This window comes from Vogesella sp. AC12, from assembly GCF_024437575.1.
GTDB lineage: Bacteria > Pseudomonadota > Gammaproteobacteria > Burkholderiales > Chromobacteriaceae > Vogesella > Vogesella indigofera.
On sequence record NZ_JANFNU010000013.1, the window covers coordinates 1 to 24,880 of the forward strand.

18 protein-coding genes and 1 riboswitch are annotated in these 24,880 nt (G+C 65.6%); of the genes, 7 read left to right on the forward strand and 11 right to left on the reverse strand.

Going from position 1 to position 24,880, the window contains the following annotated elements; all coding sequences use genetic code 11:
• The 3 genes from NOM55_RS15435 to NOM55_RS15445 form a co-directional block, all read left to right on the forward strand.
• Positions 1-1,529, forward strand: a 1,529-nt coding sequence (locus NOM55_RS15435; RefSeq protein ID WP_255909505.1) for an efflux RND transporter permease subunit, incomplete at its 5' end; no start/stop codon positions are given.
• 38 nt (positions 1,530-1,567) lie between these two features.
• Positions 1,568-2,374, forward strand: a complete 807-nt coding sequence (locus NOM55_RS15440) for an oxidoreductase (RefSeq protein ID WP_255909507.1) — start codon at positions 1,568-1,570, stop codon at positions 2,372-2,374.
• 113 nt (positions 2,375-2,487) lie between these two features.
• Entirely contained in the window at positions 2,488-3,924 is a 1,437-nt protein-coding gene (locus NOM55_RS15445; RefSeq protein ID WP_255909509.1) for an MFS transporter, read from the forward strand.
• 281 nt (positions 3,925-4,205) lie between these two features.
• On the opposite strand, the gene NOM55_RS15450 is transcribed toward NOM55_RS15445, so the two are convergent.
• A complete protein-coding gene (locus tag NOM55_RS15450; protein WP_255909511.1) occupies positions 4,206-4,682 on the reverse strand; it encodes a peptidylprolyl isomerase in 477 nt (158 codons plus the stop codon).
• Positions 4,683-5,461: 779 nt separating this feature from the next.
• Here NOM55_RS15450 and NOM55_RS15455 point away from each other — a divergent pair.
• Both NOM55_RS15455 and NOM55_RS15460 read left to right on the forward strand, forming a co-directional pair.
• Entirely contained in the window at positions 5,462-6,559 is a 1,098-nt protein-coding gene (locus NOM55_RS15455; protein WP_255909513.1) for a hypothetical protein, read from the forward strand.
• Between the two features lie 274 nt (positions 6,560-6,833).
• A complete protein-coding gene (locus NOM55_RS15460) occupies positions 6,834-7,313 on the forward strand; it encodes a YbaK/EbsC family protein (RefSeq protein WP_047967558.1) in 480 nt (159 codons plus the stop codon).
• 208 nt (positions 7,314-7,521) lie between these two features.
• On the opposite strand, the gene NOM55_RS15465 is transcribed toward NOM55_RS15460, so the two are convergent.
• The 6 genes from NOM55_RS15465 to NOM55_RS15490 all read right to left on the reverse strand — a co-directional run bounded on the left by NOM55_RS15465 (position 7,522) and on the right by NOM55_RS15490 (position 14,445).
• Positions 7,522-9,219 carry a methyl-accepting chemotaxis protein gene (locus NOM55_RS15465; protein ID WP_255909515.1) on the reverse strand — a complete coding sequence of 566 codons (1,698 nt, stop codon included), beginning with the start codon at positions 9,217-9,219 and terminating at the stop codon, positions 7,522-7,524.
• Between the two features lie 356 nt (positions 9,220-9,575).
• Complete coding sequence (locus NOM55_RS15470) at positions 9,576-10,163, reverse strand: SIS domain-containing protein (protein ID WP_255909517.1); 588 nt, start codon at positions 10,161-10,163, stop codon at positions 9,576-9,578.
• 123 nt (positions 10,164-10,286) lie between these two features.
• Positions 10,287-11,228, reverse strand: coding sequence for an ABC transporter ATP-binding protein (locus NOM55_RS15475; protein ID WP_255909519.1), 942 nt, complete (start codon positions 11,226-11,228; stop codon positions 10,287-10,289).
• Positions 11,212-12,759, reverse strand: coding sequence for an ABC transporter permease (locus NOM55_RS15480; protein ID WP_370687879.1), 1,548 nt, complete (start codon positions 12,757-12,759; stop codon positions 11,212-11,214). Before NOM55_RS15480 ends, NOM55_RS15475 begins: the two co-directional genes overlap by 17 nt.
• An 84-nt stretch (positions 12,760-12,843) precedes the next feature.
• A complete protein-coding gene (locus tag NOM55_RS15485; RefSeq protein WP_255909523.1) occupies positions 12,844-13,860 on the reverse strand; it encodes a thiamine ABC transporter substrate binding subunit in 1,017 nt (338 codons plus the stop codon).
• Positions 13,861-13,914: 54 nt separating this feature from the next.
• Positions 13,915-14,010: riboswitch (TPP riboswitch) on the reverse strand.
• Between the two features lie 156 nt (positions 14,011-14,166).
• A complete protein-coding gene (locus tag NOM55_RS15490) occupies positions 14,167-14,445 on the reverse strand; it encodes a hypothetical protein (RefSeq protein ID WP_255909525.1) in 279 nt (92 codons plus the stop codon).
• A gap of 212 nt (positions 14,446-14,657) precedes the next feature.
• Between NOM55_RS15490 and katG the strand changes: the two genes are divergently transcribed.
• Complete coding sequence (katG, locus tag NOM55_RS15495; RefSeq protein ID WP_255909527.1) at positions 14,658-16,850, forward strand: catalase/peroxidase HPI; 2,193 nt, start codon at positions 14,658-14,660, stop codon at positions 16,848-16,850.
• Between the two features lie 165 nt (positions 16,851-17,015).
• On the opposite strand, the gene NOM55_RS15500 is transcribed toward katG, so the two are convergent.
• A complete protein-coding gene (locus tag NOM55_RS15500) occupies positions 17,016-17,567 on the reverse strand; it encodes a hypothetical protein (protein ID WP_255909529.1) in 552 nt (183 codons plus the stop codon).
• A 336-nt stretch (positions 17,568-17,903) separates the two neighbouring features.
• Between NOM55_RS15500 and NOM55_RS15505 the strand changes: the two genes are divergently transcribed.
• Positions 17,904-18,752, forward strand: a complete 849-nt coding sequence (locus NOM55_RS15505) for a hypothetical protein (RefSeq protein ID WP_255909531.1) — start codon at positions 17,904-17,906, stop codon at positions 18,750-18,752.
• A 42-nt stretch (positions 18,753-18,794) separates the two neighbouring features.
• Here NOM55_RS15505 and NOM55_RS15510 read toward each other — a convergent pair whose 3' ends face one another.
• The 3 genes from NOM55_RS15510 to ilvD all read right to left on the reverse strand — a co-directional run bounded on the left by NOM55_RS15510 (position 18,795) and on the right by ilvD (position 24,716).
• Positions 18,795-20,732 carry an ATP-dependent DNA helicase RecQ gene (locus NOM55_RS15510; RefSeq protein WP_255909533.1) on the reverse strand — a complete coding sequence of 646 codons (1,938 nt, stop codon included), beginning with the start codon at positions 20,730-20,732 and terminating at the stop codon, positions 18,795-18,797.
• 126 nt (positions 20,733-20,858) lie between these two features.
• Complete coding sequence (locus NOM55_RS15515) at positions 20,859-22,448, reverse strand: methyl-accepting chemotaxis protein (RefSeq protein WP_255909535.1); 1,590 nt, start codon at positions 22,446-22,448, stop codon at positions 20,859-20,861.
• Positions 22,449-22,859: 411 nt separating this feature from the next.
• Positions 22,860-24,716 (reverse strand): dihydroxy-acid dehydratase, encoded by a 1,857-nt coding sequence (ilvD, locus tag NOM55_RS15520; protein WP_255909537.1) that lies wholly within the window; start codon positions 24,714-24,716, stop codon positions 22,860-22,862.
• Positions 24,717-24,880 lie beyond the last annotated feature (164 nt).

Genomic DNA, 24,880 nt, shown 5'->3' on the forward strand with positions numbered 1-24,880 from the left:
ACCGCTTTCGCCAGCTGCTGGGGCGCGTCATTGCCCGCAAGTGGATCGTCGCCGGCTCGGTGATCGGCCTTTTCGTGGTGTCGGTACTCGGCATGGCGGTGGTCAAGAAACAGTTCTTCCCGATCTCCGACCGGCCTGAAGTGTTGGTCGAGGTGCAGATGCCCTATGGCACGTCGATCACCCAGACCAGCGCCGCGGCCGGGAAGGTGGAAGCCTGGCTGGCCAAGCAAGAGGAAGCCAGGATCGTTACTTCCTACATCGGCCAGGGTGCGCCGCGCTTCTATTTCTCGATGGGCCCGGAATTGCCTGATCCGTCGTTTGCGAAAATCGTGGTGCGAACGGACAACCAGGACGAGCGCGAGGCGTTGAAACACCGGCTGCGGCAGGCCATCGCCGATGGTTTGGCCTCCGAGGCGCGCCTGCGCGTCACCCAGCTCGTGTTTGGCCCCTATTCGCCCTTCCCGGTAGCCTACCGGGTCAGCGGCCCGGATCCGGCGGTATTGCGCAAAGTGGCGGCTGAGGTGCAGCAGGTCATGGACGCCAGCCCGCTGATGCGCACGGTCAATACGGATTGGGGGGTACGCGTACCCACGTTGCACTTCACCTTGCAGCAGGACCGCTTGCAGGCGGTGGGCCTGACCTCCAGCGCCGTGGCGCAACAACTACAATTCCTGCTCAGCGGCATTCCTGTCACCGCTGTGCGCGAGGACATTCGCACGGTGCAGGTCGTCGCGCGTTCGGCCGGCGACACCCGCCTCGACCCGGCCAGGATCGGCGATTTCACCCTGGCCGGCGCCAACGGGCAGCGCATCCCGCTGTCGCAGGTGGGCAAGGTCGAGGTACGCATGGAAGAGCCAATCATGCGCCGACGCGACCGGGTGCCGACCATCACGGTGCGGGGCGACATCGCCGAAGGCCTGCAGCCGCCTGACGTGTCCACGGCCATGACCCGGCAACTCCAGCCTATCACGGCCAAGCTGCCGGCGGGCTACCGCATCGTGGAGGCTGGCGCCATCGAAGAATCGGGCAAGGCAACGGTCGCCATGCTGCCGATCTTCCCCATCATGCTGGCCATCACCCTGCTCATCATCATTCTGCAGGTGCGCTCCATCGCCGGCATGGTGATGGTGTTCCTGACCAGCCCGCTGGGACTGATCGGCGTGGTGCCGACGCTACTCTTGTTCCAGCAGCCCTTTGGCATCAATGCGCTGGTCGGCCTGATTGCGTTGTCGGGCATCCTGATGCGCAACACGCTGATATTGATCGGGCAGATACGCGAAAACGAAGAGGCCGGGCTGGACCCATACCGTGCGCTGGTCGAAGCGACCGTGCAGCGCGCGCGTCCGGTGATCCTGACCGCACTGGCGGCAATCCTGGCCTTCATCCCGCTGACCCATTCGGTGTTCTGGGGAACGCTGGCCTACACGCTGATCGGCGGCACCTTTGCCGGGACGATCCTGACGCTCGTGTTCCTGCCGGCCATGTATTCCATCTGGTTCAAGATCAGGCCAAGCCCGTCGCAAAGCTGACCCCCCAATCCAAATCACCTACACAAGAAGGAACTGCCATGCCGAATTCCAAAGTTGTCGTCGTTACCGGCGTGTCGTCGGGTATCGGCCGTGCCGCCGCCATGCAATTTGCCAAACAGGGCTGCCGCGTATTCGGCACGGTGCGCAACACGGCCAAAGCGCAAGCCATACCCGACGTTGCCCTCATCGAGATGGATATCCGTGACGACGCGTCAATTCAACGGGGCATCCAGACCATCATCGATCAAGCCAAGCGCATCGACGTGCTGGTCAACAGCGCGGGCATGACCTTGCTGGGCGCCACGGAAGCAACGTCGATTGCCGAAGCCCAGACACTGTTCGACACCAACCTGTTCGGCCTCTTGCGCACGATCAAGGCCGTGCTGCCGCACATGCGCGAGCAGCGCTCCGGGCGCATCGTCAACGTCAGTTCGGTGCTGGGTTTTCTACCAGCGCCGTACATGGCGCTCTATTCGGCCTCCAAGCATGCCGTTGAAGGACTGTCCGAGACCCTGGATCACGAGGTGCGCCAGTTCGGCATACGTGTGGCGCTGGTCGAACCCTCCTTCACCAAAACCAAGCTGGACCTCAATGCGCCGCAGACCGCTTCCAGAATCTCCGACTACGACAAGGAGCTCGGCGTCGTTTCCCAGGCAATCCTGAACAATGTCCAAAAAGCGCCCGAGCCCGATGGCGTGGCCGCCACGATTGTTGATGCCGCCTTGGGCGCCTGGAAGATGCGCCATACGCCCAAAGGTGAGGCGTCTCTGCTGGCCAGGCTGCGCCGCTTCATGCCTGCCGGCCCGGTCGAGAAAGGCCTGCGGAAAACGTTTGGGCTGGCCTGAATCGATCCCGCCCCTCTAACAGTGGCACGCACCTCAATGAGCCTGGCGCCGAGGGAGCGAGCACCCTAAATGACCGGAAGAGCCTTATGACAGATTCAGACAGAAAGTCCAGCATGTCCTCGCGCGCCAGCATGGAACAGGCTTTGTCCAGCATGCCCCCCAGCACCGCCTCACCATGGCCGGTGTTCTGGGTGGCCAGTGTGGCGGTGTTTCTTGTTTCTATGGACGGCACCATGCTGTTCGCCGCCTTCAGCGCCTTGCGGGCCGGTTGCCCGCTGGCTACTGCGGCAGACCTCTCGTGGGTGCTCAATGCCTACACCGTGGCCTATGCTGCGATGCTGATCCCATCCGGCGGATTGGCAGACAAGCACGGGCACAAGCAGGTATTTCTCGTTGGCGTTGCGCTGTTTCTGGCGGCTTCTGTGGCCTGTGGTTTGGCGGTCAGCGTAGAGGGACTGGTCGCAGCCAGAGTTCTGCAGGCCATTGGGGCTGCATTGCTGACGCCGGCATCGCTCTCGCTCGTGCTGGCGGCGTTCCCGACAAACAAACGTGCTGTGGCGGTCAGCCTATGGGGAGCGGTCGGTGGTCTGGCGGCAGCGGTGGGCCCCAGTCTGGGGGCATTAGTAATCACATCGCTCGGGTGGCAGTGGGCGTTCTACCTGAATGTGCCGATGGGTCTTCTTGCCATCTGGCGCGGTGCAACACTGCTGACGGAAACGAAGCAACCTACCGAGGGGCGCCCACTGGACCTGGTGGGCATGGGCTTGCTGATCGTCGGCATCGGCGCACTGGCGCTGTCCATTGTGCAAGCGGAGTCGCCAGCCTGGTCACGCCATGAGCTGCTGGCTGCTGCAGGCATCGGGTTAGCATGCGTCGTCGGATTTGTCGTCTGGGCTCGGGTTAGCACCGCGCCACTGGTGGACCTGGGCTTGTTCCGCAATGCCACATACCGTTACGTCAATCTCGCAACGTTGAGCTTCGGCATCGCGTTCTCGATGATGTTTTTCGCCTTCTTTTTTTACATGAAGTCGATCTGGCACTATTCGTTGCCGCTGGCTGGTCTGGCAATGGCACCCGGACCGCTGCTGGTGATTCCGGTAGCCGCTGTGTCGGGCCGAATCGCGAGCCGGCATGGTCACCGACCTTTGCTGGTTGTGGGAGGCCTGATCTACGCGGCCAGCGCGCTGTGGTTTTTGCTGGTGCCCGGCACCGAGCCCGCGTATCTGACCGACTGGCTGCCGGGCATGCTGTTGAGTGGCCTTGGCGTGGGCATGGTGTTGCCGGCGCTGTCGGGGGCGGCGGTCAGCCACCTACCCTCCGGCCATTACGCCATAGGTGCTGCCATCAACCAGGCGATACGGCAAATTGGTTCAGTCATGGGTGTCGCCCTCACCGTCCTACTGCTCGGGAGCCCCGGTTTACAACGTGCTGACTTTAATGCCGTCTACTTGTGCCATATGAGCTTGGCACTGCTGACCGCAGCCCTGTGCCTCCCCGTGAACACTTCATCCGTAGCCATCGTAAAAGCGCATGCCTCCGACTGCGCCTGATTGCGAAAGGCATAGAGTAGATGGCGATTCTGTTGTCACGCCTGCGCAAATGCGCCGCAGCGTCCCGAGCCTATCGCTCCTGGCTTGGGGGACTTGCTCACCCAACAACGGAGTTCGCCGTACGATTCATGGCGACGACTTCGGCATGGCTGGGACAGGATCCCAGCTTGCCGAAAAGCGCTAGCATCTGATCGCGCTTCCTGGCCATAGCAGGTGGGGTTCAGGCAAAACAAAGCCCTCCCGACGGAGGGAGGGCCTTGTTTGTGAGGAGCGGGGAGGTATCAGTGCTGATGCCCGTGCTCGCCATGTACATGCTGGTGGGCAATTTCCTCGGCGCTTGCCTCACGCACGTCCGCTACCGTGATGGCGAAGCGCAGGGTCTTACCGCACAGTGGGTGGTTGCCGTCCAGCAATACGGTGGGGCCTTTGATCTTGGTGACGAAGTAGTAGCGCGGCTCGCCATCCGGGCCGATGCGCTGGATCTGGCCGCCGACCTTGACGCCGGGCGGGAAGTCGGCCTTGGGCATGGTGGTGACCAGGGCTTCGTCGCGCTCGCCGAAGGTGTCTTCAGTTGCGAGTTCCAGCGTGGTTTGAAAGCCTGCTTCCTGACCTTCCAGTGCGGCTTCCAGTTTAGGAAACAGGTTGTCGTAGTCGCCGTGCAGGTAGGAGACGGGATTCTTGCCATCGTCGTAAACCAGACCCTGGCTGTCTGTAACTTTCATGCGCAGGGTGACGGCGGTGTTTTGGGTGATTTTCATGGCGGGCAATGGCTAATAAATTGAGGCGGGAAGGGTCGCAGTTCGCCGGGGGCGTGTCAACTGGCGGGCAAGTCACCTCACTCGCGTCCGATATGCGCCGGATATCTGGCTGCAGTTACCCCAGCTCCGTGGAGACATCGTTGTTTGTCATCGAATGTCTGTTTGCTAGCGGCAATCGGCCACGCCATGCCTGGGGACTGGATGGCCGTTTTGGCCGACAACCTGCCCCGCTGCCACGTCTCCGGCCGCAGGTCGTTCGCCTCGGCAGCCGTTCAAGTGACTGCCCCCTGCCTGGCCCCCTTGCGCAGTTGGCTTTGTAGTCGCGCACGCCACGGGTGGATGGCGGCAGATAGCGCTGCGGCATGACGACCGCGGCGTGGGCTTGCGGGCGAGGCCCGCCGGTAGCCCTCGCAATGCGGCGTATCCGGCCTAGAATGTAAAGATGAAGCGTTGTTAATTCACCCTTGGTGCAAGGGCGCGCCTGGATGCATGGCTGTGCCACACAGTGTGTTTTTTTCATTGCGCGCTCCGTACGGAGCCGTCTTTGTTTGGCAACAGGTGGTTGTCGCAGCGGCATGGTTCCCGACACGGCGGAGCACGGCCCTGCTGGCAGCTTGATGGGCGCCGAAACCGGTATGGCAGGCGCCTTCACGCGGACTGGTTGCTCTCGCCTTCGTTTGTTCCAGCTCCATTCAGTGCCCACGATCTCGTCTTCGTCGGCAAGCCTCGGTCACAACAGTCGTCGCCGCGATGGCTGTTTATCCTACTGGAGAACCGAAATGCGCTATCTCCTGCTTGCTTTATCCATGCTGCTATTCCCGGCGCTGCCTAGCCACGCCCAGCTCAGTATCGGCATTGGCATCGAACTGCCCGGCATCAGCCTGGGCATCAACCTGCCGGCGTATCCGGCCATGGTCAGGGTGCCGGGCTATCCGGTTTACTACGCCCCCCGCCTCAACTTCAATTTCTTCTTCTACGACGGGCTGTACTGGGCCTACGAGGACGACCGCTGGTATGCCAGCGACTGGTACAACGGGCCGTGGTGGGAGGTAGAGCCGGAATACATGCCGCTGTTCGTGTTGCGGGTGCCGATCCGCTACTATCGCCGGCCGCCGATGTACTTCCGTTACTGGCGTGCCGACCGCGCGCCGCGCTGGGACGAACACTGGGGGCGTGACTGGAGCGAACGCCATCGTGACTGGGATCGCTGGGATCAGCGCTCCGCACCCGCCCCGGCACCATTGCCGCACTATCAGCGGCAATATTCGGAAAGAAACTATCCGCGCTCGTCCGAACAGCTGCGCGAGATCCGCTCGCGGAATTACCGCTATCAGCCACGCGAAGAGGTAACGCAGCAGCATTTCCAGCAGCGAGGCAGCCCGAGCCAGCCGCGGATCGAACAGCAGCAGCAACGCCCCGACGTGCGGCAATCGCCAAGCCGCCAGCCTGCACCGGACATGCAGCGACAACCGGTGCCGAACCAGCAGCGAACCGAGCCGCAGCAACAGCGACCCGACGTGCGGCAGTCACCAGGCCGCCAGCCTGCACCGGACATGCAGCGACAACCCGCGCCGAACCAGCCGCGGATGGAGCAGCAACAACGCCCCGACGTGCGGCAAGCACCAGGCCGTCAACCACAACAGGACGCACCACGGCAGTCCGCACCGGGCCAACCGCGGATCGAGCAGCAACAGCGACCCGACATGCCACGGCAACCACAGGGCAACCCGAACCGCTCCCGCACCGAGCAGCGGCAACAGGATTCGGAAACCAGACAGCCGCCACAGCAACGGCAGCCATCCAGAGGCAGGCCGCCAACCGAGGAAGAGCTGCTACTTGAACAGCAGCAGCAACGCGGCCGCGACCGGCACAACTGAGCCGCGCCGGCCGCCGGCCGATCCCGCCAAGCAAACCGCCGCCCTCGCGGCGGTTTTGCTGTGTCCTCCCCGCGCGCTGCGGCCAACCTTTGCGCCCTGCGTCGCAGCATCTCGGGGGCTCGGGCGGACGCAGCCTGGTCTCCCGACATCCCCCGCCGGCTCGCCACCACCGCCACAGCGCCATCGCATCCCCCCGGCCAGCCGGGGTGCGGGGGATGTTCAAACCCCGTCGACCTTGTCAAGATAAACGCTTCGCCATCAAGCCGAGGTCGCCATGAGTCTGCAATCCGTCCGTGAGTTTTTTGCCGCCCGCCTGCCGGACATCGCCATCATCGAACTGGAAACCAGCACCGCCACCGTGGCGCTGGCGGCCGAGGCGCATGGGGTCGAGCCGGGACGCATCGCCAAGACGCTGGCGTTCCGCCTGGGCGATGGCCGGGTGGTCTTGCTGGTGGCGCGCGGCGATGCCCGCATCGACAACCGCAAATTCAAGGAAGCCTTCGGCAAGGGCCGCATGCTGCCGTCCGACGAGGTGGAAGCGCTGACCGGGCACCCGGTCGGCGGCGTGTGCCCGTTCGGCCTCGCCACCGACTTGCCGGTGTATCTGGACAGCTCGCTGCAGGCCTTTGACGAGGTCTTGCCCGCCGCCGGCGACGTACACACCGCGGTGCGCATCAGCCTGGCGCAGCTGGTCGCCGTGGTCGACGGCCACTGGGTGGACGTGTGCCAGCCGCAGGAAACCGTCGCTGCCTGACACGATCCGCTGCGACTGATATCAACGGGGTGATGCCGCGTTCAAAACGGTGGCGGCATGCTTGTTACATCGGGATAAACGCCGCTGCCTCAGCCGGTTTCGCCTTGTCCCGCGTGAGCGTGCCAGATCGTGAACCCGTTCTGAGCGCCAACAACAACACGGCCCTGAATGGGGCCGTGTCGCTTGCTACGGTCCGGCTGGTACGACATCAGGCGGGTTGCAGCCGGCTGGCCAGCGGCATCGCGAACGCCGTGTCGCGTGCCGGCGCGCTGGTGGCGGGCAGCGAGAAGAAATCGATGGCGGCCTTCAGCTCGTGCGCCATCTGCTCCAGCTGACCGGCCGATGCCGCCGTTTGTGCCGCGGCACTGCACGTTTCCTCCGACATCTGCGCCACCTGCTCGACATTGCCGGCGATGCCGCTGCCGGCCGCCTGCTGCTGCACCAGCGCCACCGAGATCTCGGCGATGGCGTGGTTGATGCGGCCAACGTTGTCGCCGATGCCGGCCACCGCGCCCTGCGCCTGCTGGCTCTGCTGCAGGCCGTCCTCCATCTGCCCGACCGTGCCGTGTATGCCGGCCACCACCCGCTGGCTGTTGTCCAGCATCTCGCCGATGATGCTGCTGATCTCGGCGGTGGATTGCGCGGTACGCTCCGACAGCTTGCGCACCTCGTCGGCGACCACGGCAAAGCCGCGACCCTGCTCGCCAGCACGGGCGGCCTCGATCGCCGCATTCAGCGCCAGCAGATTGGTCTGCTCCGCCACGTCACGGATCACCTGCACCACATTGGCAATCTGCTGCGACTTGTTGCCGAGCAGGTCCGCCTGGCGGCTGGCGTCGCGCGCCTGCTGCGTCACCTGGTGGATGGTGTGCACGGTGCGCTCGATGATGCCCTGCCCCTGTTGCGCCAGGCTGCCGGACGCCTGCGCGTCGGTGGCGACATCGCGGGCATTGTCGCTGACCGACGCGATGCTCACCGACAGCTGCTCCACCGCGGCGGACATCGACGCCGCGGAGCGGGTCTGTTCCTCGGCGCTGACCGCGACCTGCTCCGAGGCGGCCGCCAGTTCGGACGCATTCACCGTCAGCCGCGCCACGATGCCATCCAGGTTGCGCACCAGCGCGATCAGCGCCTGCTGCATCTGCGCCATCGAGGCGACGATGCTGTGGCGGTCACCGCCGCGCACCGGCAGCTGCAGGCTGAGGTCGCCGTTGGCGATGCGTCCGGCCAGCGCCACCACGTCGTTCGGCTCGCCGCCCAGTTGCGACAGCAAACGGCGGATGATGGTGTAGCCCAGCGCCGCACCCAGCACCATGCCCAGCAGCATCAGCGCCAGCGACACCCGCGCGCAGAAGGCGGCGTCGGCCTCGGCCGCGGCGTACTCCTGCGCCGCCACCTTCAGCTGCAGGTCGATCAGCGCGGAGATGCGCCCCGATACCGGGTCCAGCCCCGGATACAGCTGCGCGTCATTAAATGTCTGCAACGCCGCGTTATCGCCGGCCACCACCAGTTCGCGCAGCCGGTCGACGGTATGGTCGGCCGCCTGCATGCTGCGCTCCGCCTGCTGCGCCAGCTGCAGCTCGTTCGCGGTCAACTCGGTGGCGCGGTAGGCCTGCCACTGCTGGCGGATCTGCGTGCGCGCCTGATCCAGATTGGCGAGAAAACCGTCGCGGTTCAGCGCGCCGGCGCGGACCTTGTGCGCGGCATCGACAATGCTGACCGCGTAGCCGTCCGCCACCAGCTTCAGCTGCTGCAGCGGCACCACGCGATCGTGATAAGTACTTGAAAAATCGGCAATAATCTTGGACTGGGTATACATGCCGTAGCCGCCGAGGAAGGCGGCGATGGCGAGCAGGACGATGACCAGAAAACTGAGACGCTGGCCGATGGTGGGATTGCGCAGCATGGGGGTGGCTCCGGTGGGGTTGAGCGCGGCACCAGGGGTAATCCTGATGACATCACTGTTGATATCTAGTGCCAACCCGGCCCCAGCGCAATGCGATCTTTTGGCACCCAGTATTTCTACTTAGTTGCCAAAGACATAGCATATAAGCAATTTTATGACGCAATTCGCATGCTGCGGCGCACAATTTCCAAGCCTTGCCTTGGGAAATGCCACCGGAACGACTTTCATGCCAATCCTGCTCAATTAAAGCCAAGATAAAACCAGACTGCTGCAGCGGGAAAGCTGTAACACCATGTCGCAATTGAATAAAAAAAAGCCTGCTCACGAGCAGGCTTTATATTTCATGCCGATGACAATCAGGCGTAGTTTTCCGGGAACAGCTCGCGCTCCACCGACTCGATCAGGATGTGGATCACCTTGATGTGCAGCTCCTGCACGCGGTCGGCGTACTGGCCGCCGGGGGTGCAGACGTCGATGTCGGCCAGCTCGCCGATCACCGAACCGGGACGGCCGGTCAGCGCCACCACGGTGACGCCCAGCGCTTTCGCCGCGTTCACAGCGGCGAGGATGTTCTTGCTGCTGCCGCTGGTGCTGATCGCCAGCAGCACGTCGCCCTGCCCGGCGTGCGCCTCCAGATAGCGCGAGAAGATCGCCTCGTAGCCGTAATCGTTGCCGACGCAGCTGATGTGGCTGGGGTCGCTGATCGACGCCGCCGGCAATGCCTTGCGGTTCAGGCGGTAGCGGCCGGACAGCTCCTCGGCAAAGTGCATCGCGTCGCACATCGAGCCACCGTTGCCGCAGCTGAACACCCGTTTGCCCTGGCGGAAGGCGTTCACCAGCGCATCACCGGCATCGCCGATGGCAGCCAGCGCCGCCGGATTGGCCAGCAGCGCGTCCAGCGCGCTACGGGCTTGGTGGAGGGTGTCGAGAATATGCGGCTTCATGGTGCGTTCTTTCTGCAATTATCCGGAAACAGGCGTGGCAGTTTACACCAAAAGCCGCGCCCGGCACCTGTTCCGCCTCAAGCCCGGCGCCGGCCGCGTGCCGCTGGCTGACGCCGCAAAGCGCTACCAGCGCAGCAGCGCCGCGGCATCGACGCCCACCGCCAGATGGCCGCCTCGCTGCGGATACGGCTGTGTGGCCAGCTCGCGCGCCGACAGCGACAGCACCCAGTCGCCGTCGTCGCCGGCCACCACCACGCGGCAGCCCTCCACCCGCGGCTCGACCAGCTTCACCGTGCGCAACGGCTGACCATCGCCGAGCAGGAAGGCCGCCGGCGGGATGGCGTGATCGGCGGCGACGTTGTCGAAGCCGACGAAGCGCGCCACCCAGGCGCTGGCCGGCCGCGCCAGCACCTCGCCCGGGGTGCCGACCTGGATCAGCCGTCCGTGCTGCAGGATGGCGACGCGGTCGGCCAGCGCGAACGCCTCGTGGCGGTCGTGCGTCACCAGCAGCGTCGGCACCGCCATCGCGGACAGCCGCTGGCGCAGGTCGTCGATCAGCTGCTGCTTGAGATGGGTGTCGAGGCTGGAAAACGGCTCGTCGAGCAGGAACAGCGCCGGCTCGCCGATCAGCGCCCGCGCCAGCGCCACCCGCTGCTGCTCGCCGCCGGACAGCTGGTGGCAGGCGGCCGCGCCACGGCCGGCCAGCCCCACCGCCGCCAGCGCCGCCTCGGCACGCTGCCGTGCGACGGCGCGCGGCACGCCGCGTTCCTGCAGGCCGAAAGCCACGTTGGCCGCAGCATCGAGGTGCGGGAACAAGGCGTGGTCCTGGAACATCATCGCCAGCTGGCGCTCTTCCGGCGGCAGGCGGCTGATGTCGCGCCCGCCCAGCCACACCTGGCCGCGCTGTGGCCGCAACAGGCCGGCGATCACCGCCAGCAGGCTGGACTTGCCCTCGCCGGAGGGGCCGAGCAGGGCCACGGTTTCGCCGGCCGCCACCTGTAGCGACAGGCCGTCCAGCACACGGCGGCCGGCAAAGGCCAGCGCCAGGTCACGAAGTTCGAGCATGGGTCTTCTCCGGCCACTCGATGGCCATGAATGCCAGCAGCGCCAGCAGCAGCAGTACGCTGGACAACACCAGCGCCGCCTCAAGGTTGGCCGCGCCGGGGCGGCCCAGATGCTGGTAGATCAGCGTGGTCAGCGTCAGCCATTCCGGGCGCGACAGGAACAGGCTGACCGCGAACTCGCCGACGGCGGTGGCGGCGGCAAACGCCATGCCACGGCGCAGCGCCGGGCGCATCAGCGGCAGGCTGACGCGCCAGAACACGCGCCACGGCGACGCGCCCAGCGTGCGCGCGGCATTGGGCAGCGCCGGCGGCAAGGCGTCGCGAGCGCTGACCACCGCCTTGGCGACAAACGGGTAGGCCAGGAGCGCGTAGGCGGCCACCAGCAGCGCCAGCGTCGCGCTGTAGGCGGGATAGGCCAGCAGCAGACCAAAGGCAACGCACACCGGCGACACCATGAAGGGCAGGAACATCAGCGCGCGCAGGCCGGCGCTGCGCTGCGCCGCCAGCCCGTGCAGCAGGCCCAGGAGAGTCGCCAGCAGCAGCGCCAGCAGCGAAAAGCGCAGCGTGTTGCCCAGCGCCAGCAGGGTGTCGTCCTGCAGCAGCACCCGCCACGCCGCGGCATCAGCCAGCAGCGCGCGCAGCAGCACCGCCAGCAGCGGCGCGGCGGCAAACAGCGCCAACAGCAGCAGGCTGGCCAAGAGCAGCAGCCGTTGCGGCCAACCTTGCACCGGCTGGCGCAGCGGCGGGCTGCGCTTGTCCGGCCGCGCCAGGCGGCGCTCGATCAGCGCGTACAGCAGCGCGATGACGGCGCCGAGCAGCAGCATCAGCAGCGCCAGTGCGCCGGCATCGGCCAGGTTCAGCTCGTAGGCGACCAGCGAGTAGATCTCGACCTCCACCGTGGCGTACCGCTGGCCGCCGAGCAGCAGCGCGAGGCCGAAGCCGGAGAAGCAGTACAAGAAGATCAGGCACAGCGCCGACGCCAGCCACGGCCGCACCACCGGCCACTCCACGCGCCAGAACGCGCGCCAGCGCGAGGCACCCAGCGTGCGCGCCACCATCAGCCGGCTGGCCGGCACGTGGTCGAAGCCGTCCACCGCGGCGCGGATCAAGAGCGGCAGGTTGTAGAACAGGTTGCCGTACAGCAGCAGCCACGGCGTGTCCTGCAGGTTCAGCCCGCTGACGCCGTGCGGGCCGAACAGCGCCAGCACGCCGAGGCCGGCGACCAGCGTCGGCATCACGAAGGGCAGCATCAGCACCCGCAACAGCAGCGCGCGGCCGCGGAACTCGAAGTGCGCCAGCACCCACGCCAGCGGCAGGCCGAGTAATAGAGTTAGCACGCAGGTGGCCGCCGCCTGCAGCAGCGACCAGCCTAGGCGCCACTGCAGGTAGGCATCACTCAGGAGCGCCGGACTGAATGCCAGCCCGCCCTCGTACAGCAGGCGCGACAGCGGCAGCCCGACCAGCAGCAGCAGAAATAACAGCGGCGGCAAGGCCAGCCAGCGGAAATCAGACAAGGGCAACACTTTCTGCATCACGACAATGGAAAACGGTAACGGCTGCCGCCGTTACCGTCGCGAAAACACCCCGCTGCCGGAGCGCGCCGGCAGCCCGCCGCATCACGGCGCGTTCTTGATCACCAGTCGCGTCCAGCGGCTGACCCAGGCGGCGGTCTTGTGCTGCATCGCCTTCAGGTCCGGGTTGCTGAAGCTGGCCGGCTGCGCGGCGTGCTTGAACACCGGCGCCAGCGCCACGCCGGCGACCGCCGGGTACATCCACATGCTGGTCTGCAGCTCTTTCTGCACCGCCTCGCCGCGCAGGAAATCGACGAACTGCTGTGCCAGCTGCGGCTGCAGCCCGCCCTTGACTTTGGCCACACCCTCCACCTGCATGAACACGCCGCCTTTCAGCAACAGGTTGGCGGTCGGCGATTCGGCCAGTTTTTCCTTGCTGTAGAACACTTCCGCCGCCGGGCTGGTGGCGTAGCTGACCACGATCGGGCGCGCGCCGCCGTTGCGGGTGAAGTCGGTGTAGTAGGCCTCGCTCCAGCCCTTGGCCACCTTCAGGCCGTTGTCGCGCAGCTTGCCCCACCACTGGAAGGCGCCCTCTTCGCCCTTACCGGCGATGGTCGCCAGCAGGAAGGCGAGACCGGGGCTGGAGGTCGCCGGGTTTTCCACCACCAGCAGGTTCTTGTAGGCAGGCTTGGTCAGGTCGTCCAGCGTCGCCGGCAGCGGCAGCTTGCTGTTCGCGAACCAGGCCTTGTCGATGTTGAGGGTGACATAGCCGTAGTCGATGGCCACCGCGCCCGGCAGGCTGGCCACCGCCACGTTGCGGCCAACCTTGCTGCTGGTCGGCTCCAGCACGCCGGCGGCGTTGGCCTTGCCGATCAGGGTGTTGTCGATGCCGTACACCACGTCGGCCACCGGATTGGCACGGGTCAGGATCAGCTTGTTGAGCATCTCGCCAGCATCGCCGCCCTTGATGATGGCCAGCTTGGCGCCGCTTTGCTTCTCGAACTCGGCGATGCGCTCTTTCGGCAGGCTGAACGAGCTGTGCGTCATCACCCGCAGCTCGGCGGCCAGGGTAGTCAGGGAAACGCCGGCCAGCGCCAGCAGCAGTACGGACTTCTTGAACATTGCAGACATCCTCTTTTGGTAATGGTGCCGACCAAAAGAAGAAGCGGGACGCGGACTGGCCGCGCATCACGCTCCCTCCGCTGGCATGACCCAGATCAGGTTCTGGGGTATCTCTCAGTCTGCCTGCGGCAGACACCCCCGGTGATCGAAGCGGCGAGTATAGCGCGTTGCGCGGCATTGCTTAACCGCCGCGGCGCGCGGGCGGCGCAAAAAAATCGCCCGCCCCCAGCGCGGGAACGGGCGTGTCTAGCAGTATGCCGACAGAAGCAACGGGACAGACTCTCAAGCGAGGCGCAGCCACCACAGCTACCCTCGCCGACTATTGAGCAATTGCCGTGCCAGCAAAAAGCGCCGCCGGCGCTGCCAATTCGCCACTTTGCCGCTATAAAAAGAATCACCACGACATGGCGCGTGCACCAGCACGGCGCAATGGGCACCCGATGCGGGCGGCATGGCAGATAAATAGCAAAAAGCTAACAAACTAAAAACAACAATCAATTTAACAAATGCATAACCGGTATCCATAATCCAGTCATCAAGCGATCTGCAAGGAGCAAGACCATGAAACGTTTCTTCCGCCAGCACATCACCCTCGACGAGATGTGGGCCAACCTGGTGTGGATGCAGTAAGCCACCACGTTGGCCGCAACCCGCGTGATGGCCAGTGCCCGGCAACCAGCCGGGTGGCCGGCGCCGGCGATGACGCTCAGATCAGCAGTCAAGTCAACCCCAGCCAACCGCAGCGGACCCGCCACCTGGCGTGATCCGCTGGCAATCAAAAGCAACAGGAGATAACCATGTCGACAGAAGCCAAGTGCCCGTTTTCGGGTAGCGCAGCCCCGCACACCGTAGCCGGCGGCCCCTCCAACGGTGACTGGTGGCCCAATCAGCTGAAGCTGGGCATCCTGCACCAGCACTCCGCCAAGTCCGACCCGATGGGCGAGGCGTTCGACTATGCCGCAGAATTCAAGACCCTGGATCTGGATGCCGTGGTCGCCGACCTGCACGCGCTGATGACCGATTCGCAGGACTGGTGGCCGGCGGACTGGGGCCACTACGGCGGCCTGATGATCCGCATGGCCTGGCACGCCGCCGGCACCTACCGCATCGCCGACGGCCGCGGCGGCGCCGGCACCGGCAACCAGCGCTTCGCCCCGCTCAACAGCTGGCCGGACAACGGCAACCTCGACAAGGCGCGCCGCCTGCTGTGGCCGATCAAGCAGAAATACGGCCGCAAGCTGTCGTGGGCCGACCTGTTCATCCTCGCCGGCAACGTGGCACTGGAATCGATGGGCTTCAAGACCTTCGGCTTCGGCGGCGGCCGCCCGGACATCTGGGCGCCGGAAGAAGACATCTACTGGGGACCGGAGAGCACCTGGCTGGGCGACAAGCGCTACAGCGGTGATCGCGAGCTGGCAAACCCGCTGGCCGCGGTGCAGATGGGCCTGATCTACGTCAACCCGGAAGGCCCCAATGGCAACCCGGACCCGGTCGCCTCCGGGCGTGACGTGCGCGAAACCTTCGCCCGCATGGCGATGGACGACGAGGAAACCGTGGCGCTGGTCGCCGGCGGCCACACCTTTGGCAAGGCGCACGGCGCCGGCGACCCGGCACTGGTCGGCCCGGAACCGGAAGGCGCACCACTCGAGGAAATGGGCCTCGGCTGGATCAACCAGTTCGGTAGCGGCAAGGGCGTGCACGCCACCACCAGCGGCATCGAAGGCGCGTGGAAACCCAACCCCACCACCTGGGACCACGGCTACTTCAACACCCTGTTCGGCTACGAGTGGGAACTGACCAAGAGCCCGGCCGGCGCGCACCAGTGGGTGGCCAAGGACGTGAAGCCGGAAGACATGATTCCGGACGCGCACAACCCGAGCAAGAAGCACCCGCCGATGATGACCACCGCCGACCTGTCGCTGCGCCTCGACCCGATCTACGAACCGATTGCGCGCCGCTTCCATCAGGACCCGCAGGCATTTGCCGATGCCTTCGCCCGCGCCTGGTTCAAGCTCACCCACCGCGACATGGGCCCGCGCGCCCGCTACCTCGGCAAGCTGGTACCGGCGGAAGAACTGATCTGGCAGGACCCGGTGCCGGCCGTGGACCACCCGCTGGTCGACGCGCAGGACATCGCCGCGCTGAAGACCAAGGTGCTCGCCTCCGGCCTGTCCGTGGCACAGCTGGTCGGCACCGCCTGGGCCGCCGCCGCCACCTTCCGTGGCAGTGACAAGCGCGGCGGCGCCAACGGCGCGCGCATCCGCCTGGCGCCGCAGAAAGACTGGGCGGTCAACCAGCCGGCGCAACTGGCGCAGGTACTGCAAACGTTGGCCGCGATCCAGCAGGACTTCAACGCCGGCGCCGCCGGCGGCAAGAAGATCTCGCTGGCCGACCTGATCGTGCTCGCCGGTGGTGCCGCCATCGAGGCCGCCGCCAAGCAGGCCGGCCAGCAGGTGACCGTGCCGTTTGCGCCGGGTCGTACCGATGCCACGCAGGACCAGACCGACGTCGCCTCGTTCGCGGTGCTGGAACCACGTGCGGACGGCTTCCGCAACTACGTGCAGCCCGGGCTGGAGGGCGCCGCCGCCGAGCTGCTGATCGACAAGGCGCAGTTGCTGACGCTGAGCGCGCCGGAAATGACGGTGCTGATCGGCGGCCTGCGCGTGCTGGGCGCCAACGCCGGCCAGGCACAGCACGGCGTGTTCACCCAGCGCCCCGGAACCCTGAGCAACGACTTCTTCGTCAACCTGCTCGACATGGGTACCAAGTGGCAGAAATCCGCCACCGACGGCGTACTGGAAGGCCGTGACCGCGCCACCGGCGCACAGAAGTGGACCGCCACCACCGTGGACCTGGTGTTTGGCTCCAACTCGCAACTGCGGGCACTGGCCGAGGTGTACGCCTGCAGCGACGCGCAGCCGAAGTTCGTCAACGACTTCGTGGCAGCGTGGAGCAAGGTGATGAACCTGGACCGTTTCGATCTGGCGTAAGCGTCACGTCAGGCTTGGCCGGTGTGACAAGCCGGCTTGGCCTGACAAGGCAAATGGCTGCTTCCGGTGACGGAAGCAGCCATTTTTCATTGCGGTGCTGCTTGGGCTTGGCCGGCGCACAAAGGTTGGCCGCAATTCAAAACAAGGCGGCTTGAATTGACCCGGCTATCCGAGGCTCGCACGAAAGCGTGCCTCGGCCTCCCGAAACAGCGACTTGGCGTGCTCGACATTCCATGGCGCTTCGATGAGCGTTTCGTGGTCCCATTCACTGCGCGGTATGGGGGGTGCGAAGAAATCTCCGCCATAGACGTGTATCGCACAAGTCATCTTCCCGATCGGATTCAGCACCGAGTGGATAACGTCACTATCGAGCGTGGCAACATCGCCAGCCCCCAACGACTTGGCACCGACTGCCTCTATCGTCGTTCCCGTCCGCTTCCAGAAGACGTTGTCCTCGCGCCCGGTATAGATGCCGACCACCGAAAACATCTGGTGATTGTGCGGCATCAGGCTCATGCACGGCGCCCAGACAAAGCTGATGACGGTAAGATCAGGCGACCTGAATAGCGGCGTAAGGCCGGCATGTTGCGGCTCGCCAAGCTCGGCCATCACCCCGGCGCTATCCGACACCGCTTCGGCCACCAGCTCACTAATCGCCTCATGGCCCCCGGAAATAGCGCTCAAGCAATCCTGGATAAAACGATCCTTGTTGAACATGATCTCATGCCCTCCCGATCTGGTTCATCAGACCAAAGAAGCTCCTCGCCACCGGATGACTCTTTGGCTATTGACCAAGATATAGCCCAATCCGACCATTTGGACCGAGGCCACTCTCAGCGAGTTGCTGTAGAGAACATCCGTGCAAGAAACCATCCTAGAGATGGTGCGCGACCGCCCGCTCGTGAGCGACCGCTGCCATGCTGGCGCAGAAGAAGCCGCATGCCACCCGAAAGGTGGCTCTTGCTTATCCACTACCTCAGCCGCCCTCGTTTCCTGACGTCCGGCAGCCAATGGTGTACGCTAGCCGCCACGCACGATTGAAACCATGCCGCCATGTCCAGCCGAAGCCTGAAAACGCCACCGAAAATCGACAAAACCGCCAGCGAGCCGGAGGCGATCCCGTTGCCGTCGCCGGAAGACGAGAGCCATCTTGCCGGCCGCAGCACGCCGCAGGCGGAGCAGCTGATCGCGCTGCTCGACAACGGGGTGCCGATCTACCTGTTCAGCCGCATCAGCAGCGGCCATACCTTCCAGTCCGATTTTTTCCGCATCCAGTTCGTCACCTTCGCCCGCGCCGAGGGCAGCCAGTGGCTGCCGCTGCGCGGCGAGGCGTCAGAATGGATGAACACCCGCAACTGCCTGCAGGTGGCGGTCGATCACCCGTCGCACACGGTGTCGTTCGGGCCGAAATCCGGCTTCAGCCTCAGCCCGGAAATCTCCGGTCTCGGCCTGTCCGGCTACGCCTACTCGCAGGCGATCAGCTGGCTGAAACAACGCTACCCGGACTACCGCGTGCTGCCCAGCGTGCTGCCGGCGCCGGAGGCGGAGGGCGAAGAGGCGCGCGCGCACCGCAACAGCCGGCTGGCGGCGCACGGCTTCGATTTCGAGTGGGATGACGGCAGCCAGGTACACGGCCGCTATCACAAGGCCCGCGTGCGGCAGCTGATCAGTGGCTGGGACAACGAAAAGGTGGCCGAGGTATCGCTCAACGCGCTGCTGACCACGCTGTCGCGCCACGATGAGGAACGCGCCGAGCTGCAGCACAAGCTGCACAGCCTGCAGTCGCAGGAGCGCTCGCTGGAAACCTCGCTGCACAAGGAAAAGCAGACCAACCTACTGCTGACCGGCATCACCTGCTTCGTACTGATCTTCAGCCTGCTCGGCGCACTCGGCTTCTACTGAGCATTCAAACGTTGCGGCCAAGGTTGGCCGCAACGCCTCCCCTTACGCCATTTCCACCGACAACAGCTCACGCACGCTGGCAAACGGATAGCCGGCAAAGCGGCCGAAGCCGGGTAGCCGTGCCGCGCGCAGCGCCGTCAGCCGTGGCAGGGTGATACCGCACAAGAAGCAGGCCGCCAGATGCGGCGTCGCGGCCGCACCCAGCTTGTCGTGCAGCGCCGCCAGCGCGCCGTGCAGCGTGGCCGCGTCCAGTGCTGTCAGCGCCGGGGCTGCCGGCAACCGTGCCGGCTTGCCGCGACACACCAGGCAATGGCCGCACTCGCGCGGCGCCGCGCTGTCGCCGAAATAGCTAGCCAGCGCGAAGCTCAGACAGCTTTCCGTTTCGAACAGGCGCAGCATCTGCTGTAGCCGCGCCAGTTCGCTGTCCTCGCGCGCCTGGAACTGGCGATAGAGGCTGGCGGCCAGTGTGGCGACATCGAAGGCGGCGTCGTTCACCGCGTACACCTCGGTCATCTGCTTGGTTTCCAGCGTCAGCCAGCCGCGCTCGTCCATGAATTCCAGCGCCGTCACCGCGCGCTGGCGCTGGCCGGGGAAGGCCTGCAGAAAGCTGTCGAAGTCGAACGCGTACCAGCTGCGCCCCAGCTTGCTGTGTGTCAGCAACGCGGCGACGAACTCGCGGCGCTCGTCCTTGAAGTGCGCCAGCAGCGCAGCTTCGTCCTCTCGCAGCTGGAAGCGGTAATCGCTGTAGTAGCTGTACTGCGCCTGCAGGATGCCCTGCACCTCCAGATACACCAGCAGCGTCTTCAGCGGCAGCTGGCGGATATTGCTGTCCGCCGACAAGCCGTACAGCGTCATCTCCCACTGCCCGTGCTGCGCCTCGTCGCGGATGCGCTGCAACACCAGCGCGATCGATGCCTGCTGCGGCGTGTCGCCGTAGACGAAGTTTTCCAGCACGTGCAGGCCGTCGCGGTTGCCCAGCAGCGTGCACAGCGACACCTCGCCGTCGCGGCCGGCGCGGCCGATTTCCTGGCTGTAGTTTTCCACCGATTTCGGCAGGTCGTAGTGGATCACCTGGCGGATATTGCCTTTATCGATGCCCATCCCAAAGGCAATCGTCGCGACGATCACCGGCGTGTCACCACGCATGAACTCGTCCTGGATCTGCTCGCGCAGCGCGCTGTCCAGCCCGGCGTGGTAGGCGGCGGCGCCGACACCCTGCGCCTGCAGCCGTGCGGCCAACGTTTCCGCCGTCTGCTGCTGGGTGACGTACACCACGCAGGCGGCGCCCGGCGTGCGCGCCAGCAGCTTCAGCAGCATCGCGTCCTTGTCCGCCTGTGCCACCGCGCGCACGTGCAGGTGCAGATTGGAACGGTAGAAGCCGGTGACGGTGATGTGCTCGGGCGCGATATCGAAGCGGCGCGCCATGTCCTGCATCACCGCCGGAGTGGCGGTGGCGGTCAGCAGCAGCACCTGCGGGATGGCCAGCTGCTGGCGGTACTGCGGCAGCTTGAGGTAATCCGGCCGGAAGTTGTGGCCCCACTCGGAGATGCAGTGCGCTTCGTCCACCACCAGCAGCGACAGCGGCACTTCGGCGATAAAGCGGCGGAAGCGCTCGTTCTTCAGCCGCTCCACCGACACCATCAGCACCTTGATGCGCCCGGCGCGCACGTCGGCCATCACCTGCTGCGCCTCGTCGCGGCTCTGGCTGGAGTCGATGGCCGCCGCGGCGATGCCCTTCTGCTGCAAAAATGCCAGCTGGTCGCGCATCAGCGCCAACAGCGGCGAGATCACCAGCGTCAGGTGCGGCAGCTGCGTCGCGGCCAGCTGGTAGCACAGCGACTTGCCGGAGCCGGTGGGGAAGATCGCCATCGCGGAATGGCCGTCCAGCAGCGCCTGCACCACCTCGCGCTGGCCGTCGCGGAAGCCGTCAAAACCGAAATACTGCGCCAGCGCGGCGTCAAGCGGGGAAGGTGGGGTCATCGGAGGCTCCGGCGGCAAAGGCGCAAGGAGAACACACTCCCCGGCCGCTGCCAAGGTTGGCCGCAAGCGCTGCCGTCAAAGCCGTACCCGCCACCTTGGCCGGCGGCGGGCACGAACAGGCGGCGCTTAGCCGAGGTGGAACTTGGTCACCGACTGGTGCAGCTCGCCGGCGAGGCCGTGCATGCTCTGCGTCGCGTCGGCGGCGGCACGCGCGGCGGCGGCGTTGTCGCTGGCGCTGCCGGCAATGCCCTCGACGTTGACGGCGATGTCGTTGCTGGCCACGCTCTGCTCCTTCAGCGCCAGTGAGATGTCCTCCACCGCGCGCAGCACCGCCGCCGACGCCTCTTCGATGCTGGCGATGGCCGTGCCGCCCTCGTCGGCCAGCGCACGGCCGGCGGCGACGCGCGCCACCGTCTCCACCATCGCCTGGCTGGTATCGGCCGACAGGCGGCGGATCTGCTCGATCTTGTCGACGATGTCGCCGGTGGCCTGCGCGGTGCGCTCTGCCAGCTTGCGCACCTCGTCGGCGACCACGGCAAAGCCGCGGCCCAGCTCGCCGGCACGCGCCGCCTCGATCGCCGCATTCAGCGCCAGCAGATTGGTCTGGTCGGCGACATCGCGGATCACGCCGACGATGGAGGAAATATTGCCGACATCCTCCACCAGCCGCTGCAGGCTTTGCGAGGCGGTGCCGACCACGTCGCTGATCACCCGCATCTCGTCCACCGCCTTGCGCACCACCGCCGCGCCGTCACGCGACAGCTGGCCGGAGTTGCGCCCCAGCTCGTGTGCGTGTTCGGCATTGGCGGCGATATGGTTGATGCCGACCGTCATCTGCTCCACCGACGCCGCCATCGCGGTGGCCGCCCCGCTCTGGCGGTCGGAACCGCCGGCGACGCGGTCGACGTTGTCCATCAGCCCGTCGGCCACCGACACCAGGTAGTCGGCATTGGTGATCACCTGCCCCACCATGTCGCGCAGGTGCTGCTGCATGTCGGCGATGCTGAGCAACAGGCTGCCCTGCTCGGCCTTGCTGACATCGACCGCGGTATCCAGCCGCCCGGCGGAAATCGCCGCCACCACTTCCACCGCGTAGGCCGGCTCACCGCCGAGCTGGCCGACCAGGCGGCGGCCGATCACGTAGCCGATGGCCAGAAGCAGCAGCAACAGGCCGACCAAGCCGGCGCCGAGGAACAGCGCCTGGCGCCACACCGCGTTGTCGATATGGTCGACGTAGATGCCGGTGCCGATTACCCAGCCCCAACGGGCCGTTTTCTGGACGACTGCGATCTTGCCTACCGGTTGCTCAAAACCGGGCTTGGCCCAGTGATACTCGGCGACGCCGCCGCCGGCCAGCGCCTGGCGGAAAGCTTCACCGAGGTTGACGCCGTTGGGGTCGACCTGCGTCGTCATGCTGCTGCCGACCAGGTTGCGACGGATCGGGTGGCCCAGGTAGGTGAAGCGCTCGTCAGTGACGAAGAAGTAACCGTCCTCGCCGAAACGCATCGCCATCACCGCCGCCATCGCCTGCTTTTGTGCCTCGTTCTCACCCAGCGTCGCCGCCTGTGCCTCATAGCTTTCCACCAGTCTGGCCGCACTTTCTGCCAGCCGGCGGGTATCGCGCACCGCCTGCTCGGTCAGGGTCTGGCCAAGGTTGAACAGCGCCCAGATGGTCATCAGTACGATGCCGATGGCCGCTGCGCCCACCATAGCCATGAATTGGGCTTTTACCGTTTTGAACATCTATCTCTCCCGTTTGCTGTTTGTTCTTCGTTGCCATGTGCAGCGTGTTCTTTGGCCGCTGCTTGTTATGGATAAGGTCATGCTGTCTGTCGCGAGCCGGCAACCCGGATCCTGAAACCCGGTACTGGCACCAGCCCTGCCCACGCTCGTTACCGGTTCATGACACGAGTCCCTGGACCGGCGCAGACAATCCGCTTTTGTATCGAAATACGATCAACAACCGCGATCATCTGTTTAAGCCTGTGGCAACAGCATGGTAGCGGCAGCGTGCCCGGCAAACTGTGACCAATCGTAACCAGCGCCGCGACGACCATGAAAAACGGCAGCCCGCAGGGGCTGCCGTTTTGACGGGATGCGGCCAACGTTGGCCGCAATAGGGATGGCTTACTTGCGCTCGACCTGCGACACGTCACGCACCGCGCCAGTGTCGGCGCTGGTGGTCATCGCAGCATAGGCGCGCAGCGCCGGGCTGACCACGCGCTGGCGGTCCACCGGTTTCCAGGCCTGCGCACCCTTGGCTTCCATCGCCGCGCGGCGTGCGGCCAGGGTCTCGTCGGAAATGGCCAGACGGATTCCACGATTCGGGATGTCGATCTCGATGCGATCGCCCTCTTCCACCAGACCGATGGCGCCGCCTTCCGCCGCCTCTGGCGACACGTGGCCGATGGACAGGCCGGAGGTTCCGCCGGAGAAGCGGCCGTCGGTCAGCAGCGCGCACTCCTTGCCCAGGCCCTTGGACTTCAGGTACGAGGTCGGGTACAGCATTTCCTGCATCCCCGGGCCGCCTTTCGGGCCTTCGTAGCGGATCACCACCACGTCGCCGGCCACCACGCTGTCGGCCAGAATCGCCGCCACCGCGTCATCCTGGCTTTCGAACACGCGGGCGCGGCCGGTGAACTTGAGGATGGAGTCGTCGACGCCGGCGGTCTTCACGATGCAGCCGCGCTCGGCGATGTTGCCGTACAGCACGGCGAGGCCGCCGTCCTGCGAGTACGCGTGTTCCTTGTCACGGATGCAGCCCTCGGCACGGTCGTCGTCCAGCGTCGGGTAGCGCATGCTCTGGCTGAAGGCGATGGTGGTCGGCACCCCGCCCGGCGCGGCGCGGTAGAAGCGGTGCACCTCGCTGTCGGCGCCGTGGCGCCGGATGTCCCACGCCTCCAGACCGGCGCCCATAGTGGCGCTGTGGATGGTCGGCACCTCGCGCTGAATCAGGCCTGCGCGATCCAGCTCCGACAGGATCGCCACCACGCCGCCGGCGCGGTGCACGTCTTCCATGTGGTACTTCTGCGTGGCCGGCGCCACCTTGGACAGGCACGGCACGCTGCGCGAGATGCGGTCGATGTCGGCCATCTTGAAATCGACTTCGGCTTCGTGTGCGGCGGCCAGCAAGTGCAGCACGGTGTTGGTGGAGCCGCCCATCGCTACGTCCAGGCTCATCGCGTTCTCGAACGCCTGCTTGGTGGCAATGCTGCGCGGCAGCACGCTGTAGTCGTCCTGCTCGTAATGGCGCTTGGCGATTTCCACGATCAGGCGACCGGCGCGCAGGAACAGTTCCTTGCGATCGGCGTGGGTGGCCAGCATCGAGCCGTTGCCGGGTAAACTCAGCCCCAGCGCCTCGGTCAGACAGTTCATCGAGTTGGCGGTGAACATGCCGGAGCAGGAGCCGCAAGTCGGGCAGGCAGAACGCTCCACCTTGTCCACATCCTCGTTGGAGATCGCGCTGTTGGCGGCCTCAACCATGGCGTCGACCAGGTCCAGCTTGCGCTCGGTGCCGCGCCAGTTGACCTTGCCGGCTTCCATCGGGCCGCCGGACACGAACACCACCGGGATGTTCAGCCGCAGCGCGGCCATCAGCATGCCGGGGGTGATCTTGTCGCAGTTGGAGATGCACACCAGCGCGTCGGCGCAGTGGGCGTTGACCATGTACTCCACGCTGTCGGCGATCAGGTCGCGGCTTGGCAGCGAGTACAGCATGCCGCCGTGGCCCATGGCGATGCCGTCATCGACGGCGATGGTGTTGAATTCCTTGGCTACGCCACCGGCCTTTTCGATCTCGCGCGCCACCAGCTGGCCCATATTGTGCAGGTGCACGTGGCCGGGTACGAACTGGGTGAAGGAGTTGGCGATGGCGATGATCGGCTTCTGGAAATCCTCGTCCTTCATGCCGGTGGCGCGCCACAGGGCGCGGGCACCCGCCATGTTGCGGCCGGAAGTCGAGGTCTTGGAGCGGTATTGAGGCATGATGTGTCCTTGAATGCAGTAATGGCTTTGTCGCTTTGATCTGGCGGCGCGTCACGGGCCGGGCGGGATATTGCCCGGCCGGTAGAACTTGCGGGTGCCGGCATGTTCTACACATAAGGCGTCGCACTGCGGGTAGCCGCGCGACGACCGGTAACGCTTTCCGT

Coding starts and splice junctions, on each gene's coding strand:
- NOM55_RS15455 (WP_255909513.1), top strand. CDS start 5,462: ATGCGCTATCTCCTGCTTGCTTTATCCATGCTGCTATTCCCGGCGCTG.
- NOM55_RS15500 (WP_255909529.1), bottom strand. CDS start 17,567: ATGTTCAACAAGGATCGTTTTATCCAGGATTGCTTGAGCGCTATTTCC.
- NOM55_RS15515 (WP_255909535.1), bottom strand. CDS start 22,448: ATGGCTATGGTGGGCGCAGCGGCCATCGGCATCGTACTGATGACCATC.
- katG (WP_255909527.1), top strand. CDS start 14,658: ATGTCGACAGAAGCCAAGTGCCCGTTTTCGGGTAGCGCAGCCCCGCAC.
- NOM55_RS15485 (WP_255909523.1), bottom strand. CDS start 13,860: ATGTTCAAGAAGTCCGTACTGCTGCTGGCGCTGGCCGGCGTTTCCCTG.
- NOM55_RS15450 (WP_255909511.1), bottom strand. CDS start 4,682: ATGAAAATCACCCAAAACACCGCCGTCACCCTGCGCATGAAAGTTACA.
- NOM55_RS15480 (WP_370687879.1), bottom strand. CDS start 12,759: ATGCAGAAAGTGTTGCCCTTGTCTGATTTCCGCTGGCTGGCCTTGCCG.
- NOM55_RS15505 (WP_255909531.1), top strand. CDS start 17,904: ATGTCCAGCCGAAGCCTGAAAACGCCACCGAAAATCGACAAAACCGCC.
- NOM55_RS15475 (WP_255909519.1), bottom strand. CDS start 11,228: ATGCTCGAACTTCGTGACCTGGCGCTGGCCTTTGCCGGCCGCCGTGTG.
- NOM55_RS15460 (WP_047967558.1), top strand. CDS start 6,834: ATGAGTCTGCAATCCGTCCGTGAGTTTTTTGCCGCCCGCCTGCCGGAC.
- NOM55_RS15445 (WP_255909509.1), top strand. CDS start 2,488: ATGTCCTCGCGCGCCAGCATGGAACAGGCTTTGTCCAGCATGCCCCCC.
- ilvD (WP_255909537.1), bottom strand. CDS start 24,716: ATGCCTCAATACCGCTCCAAGACCTCGACTTCCGGCCGCAACATGGCG.
- NOM55_RS15470 (WP_255909517.1), bottom strand. CDS start 10,163: ATGAAGCCGCATATTCTCGACACCCTCCACCAAGCCCGTAGCGCGCTG.
- NOM55_RS15440 (WP_255909507.1), top strand. CDS start 1,568: ATGCCGAATTCCAAAGTTGTCGTCGTTACCGGCGTGTCGTCGGGTATC.
- NOM55_RS15510 (WP_255909533.1), bottom strand. CDS start 20,732: ATGACCCCACCTTCCCCGCTTGACGCCGCGCTGGCGCAGTATTTCGGT.
- NOM55_RS15465 (WP_255909515.1), bottom strand. CDS start 9,219: ATGCTGCGCAATCCCACCATCGGCCAGCGTCTCAGTTTTCTGGTCATC.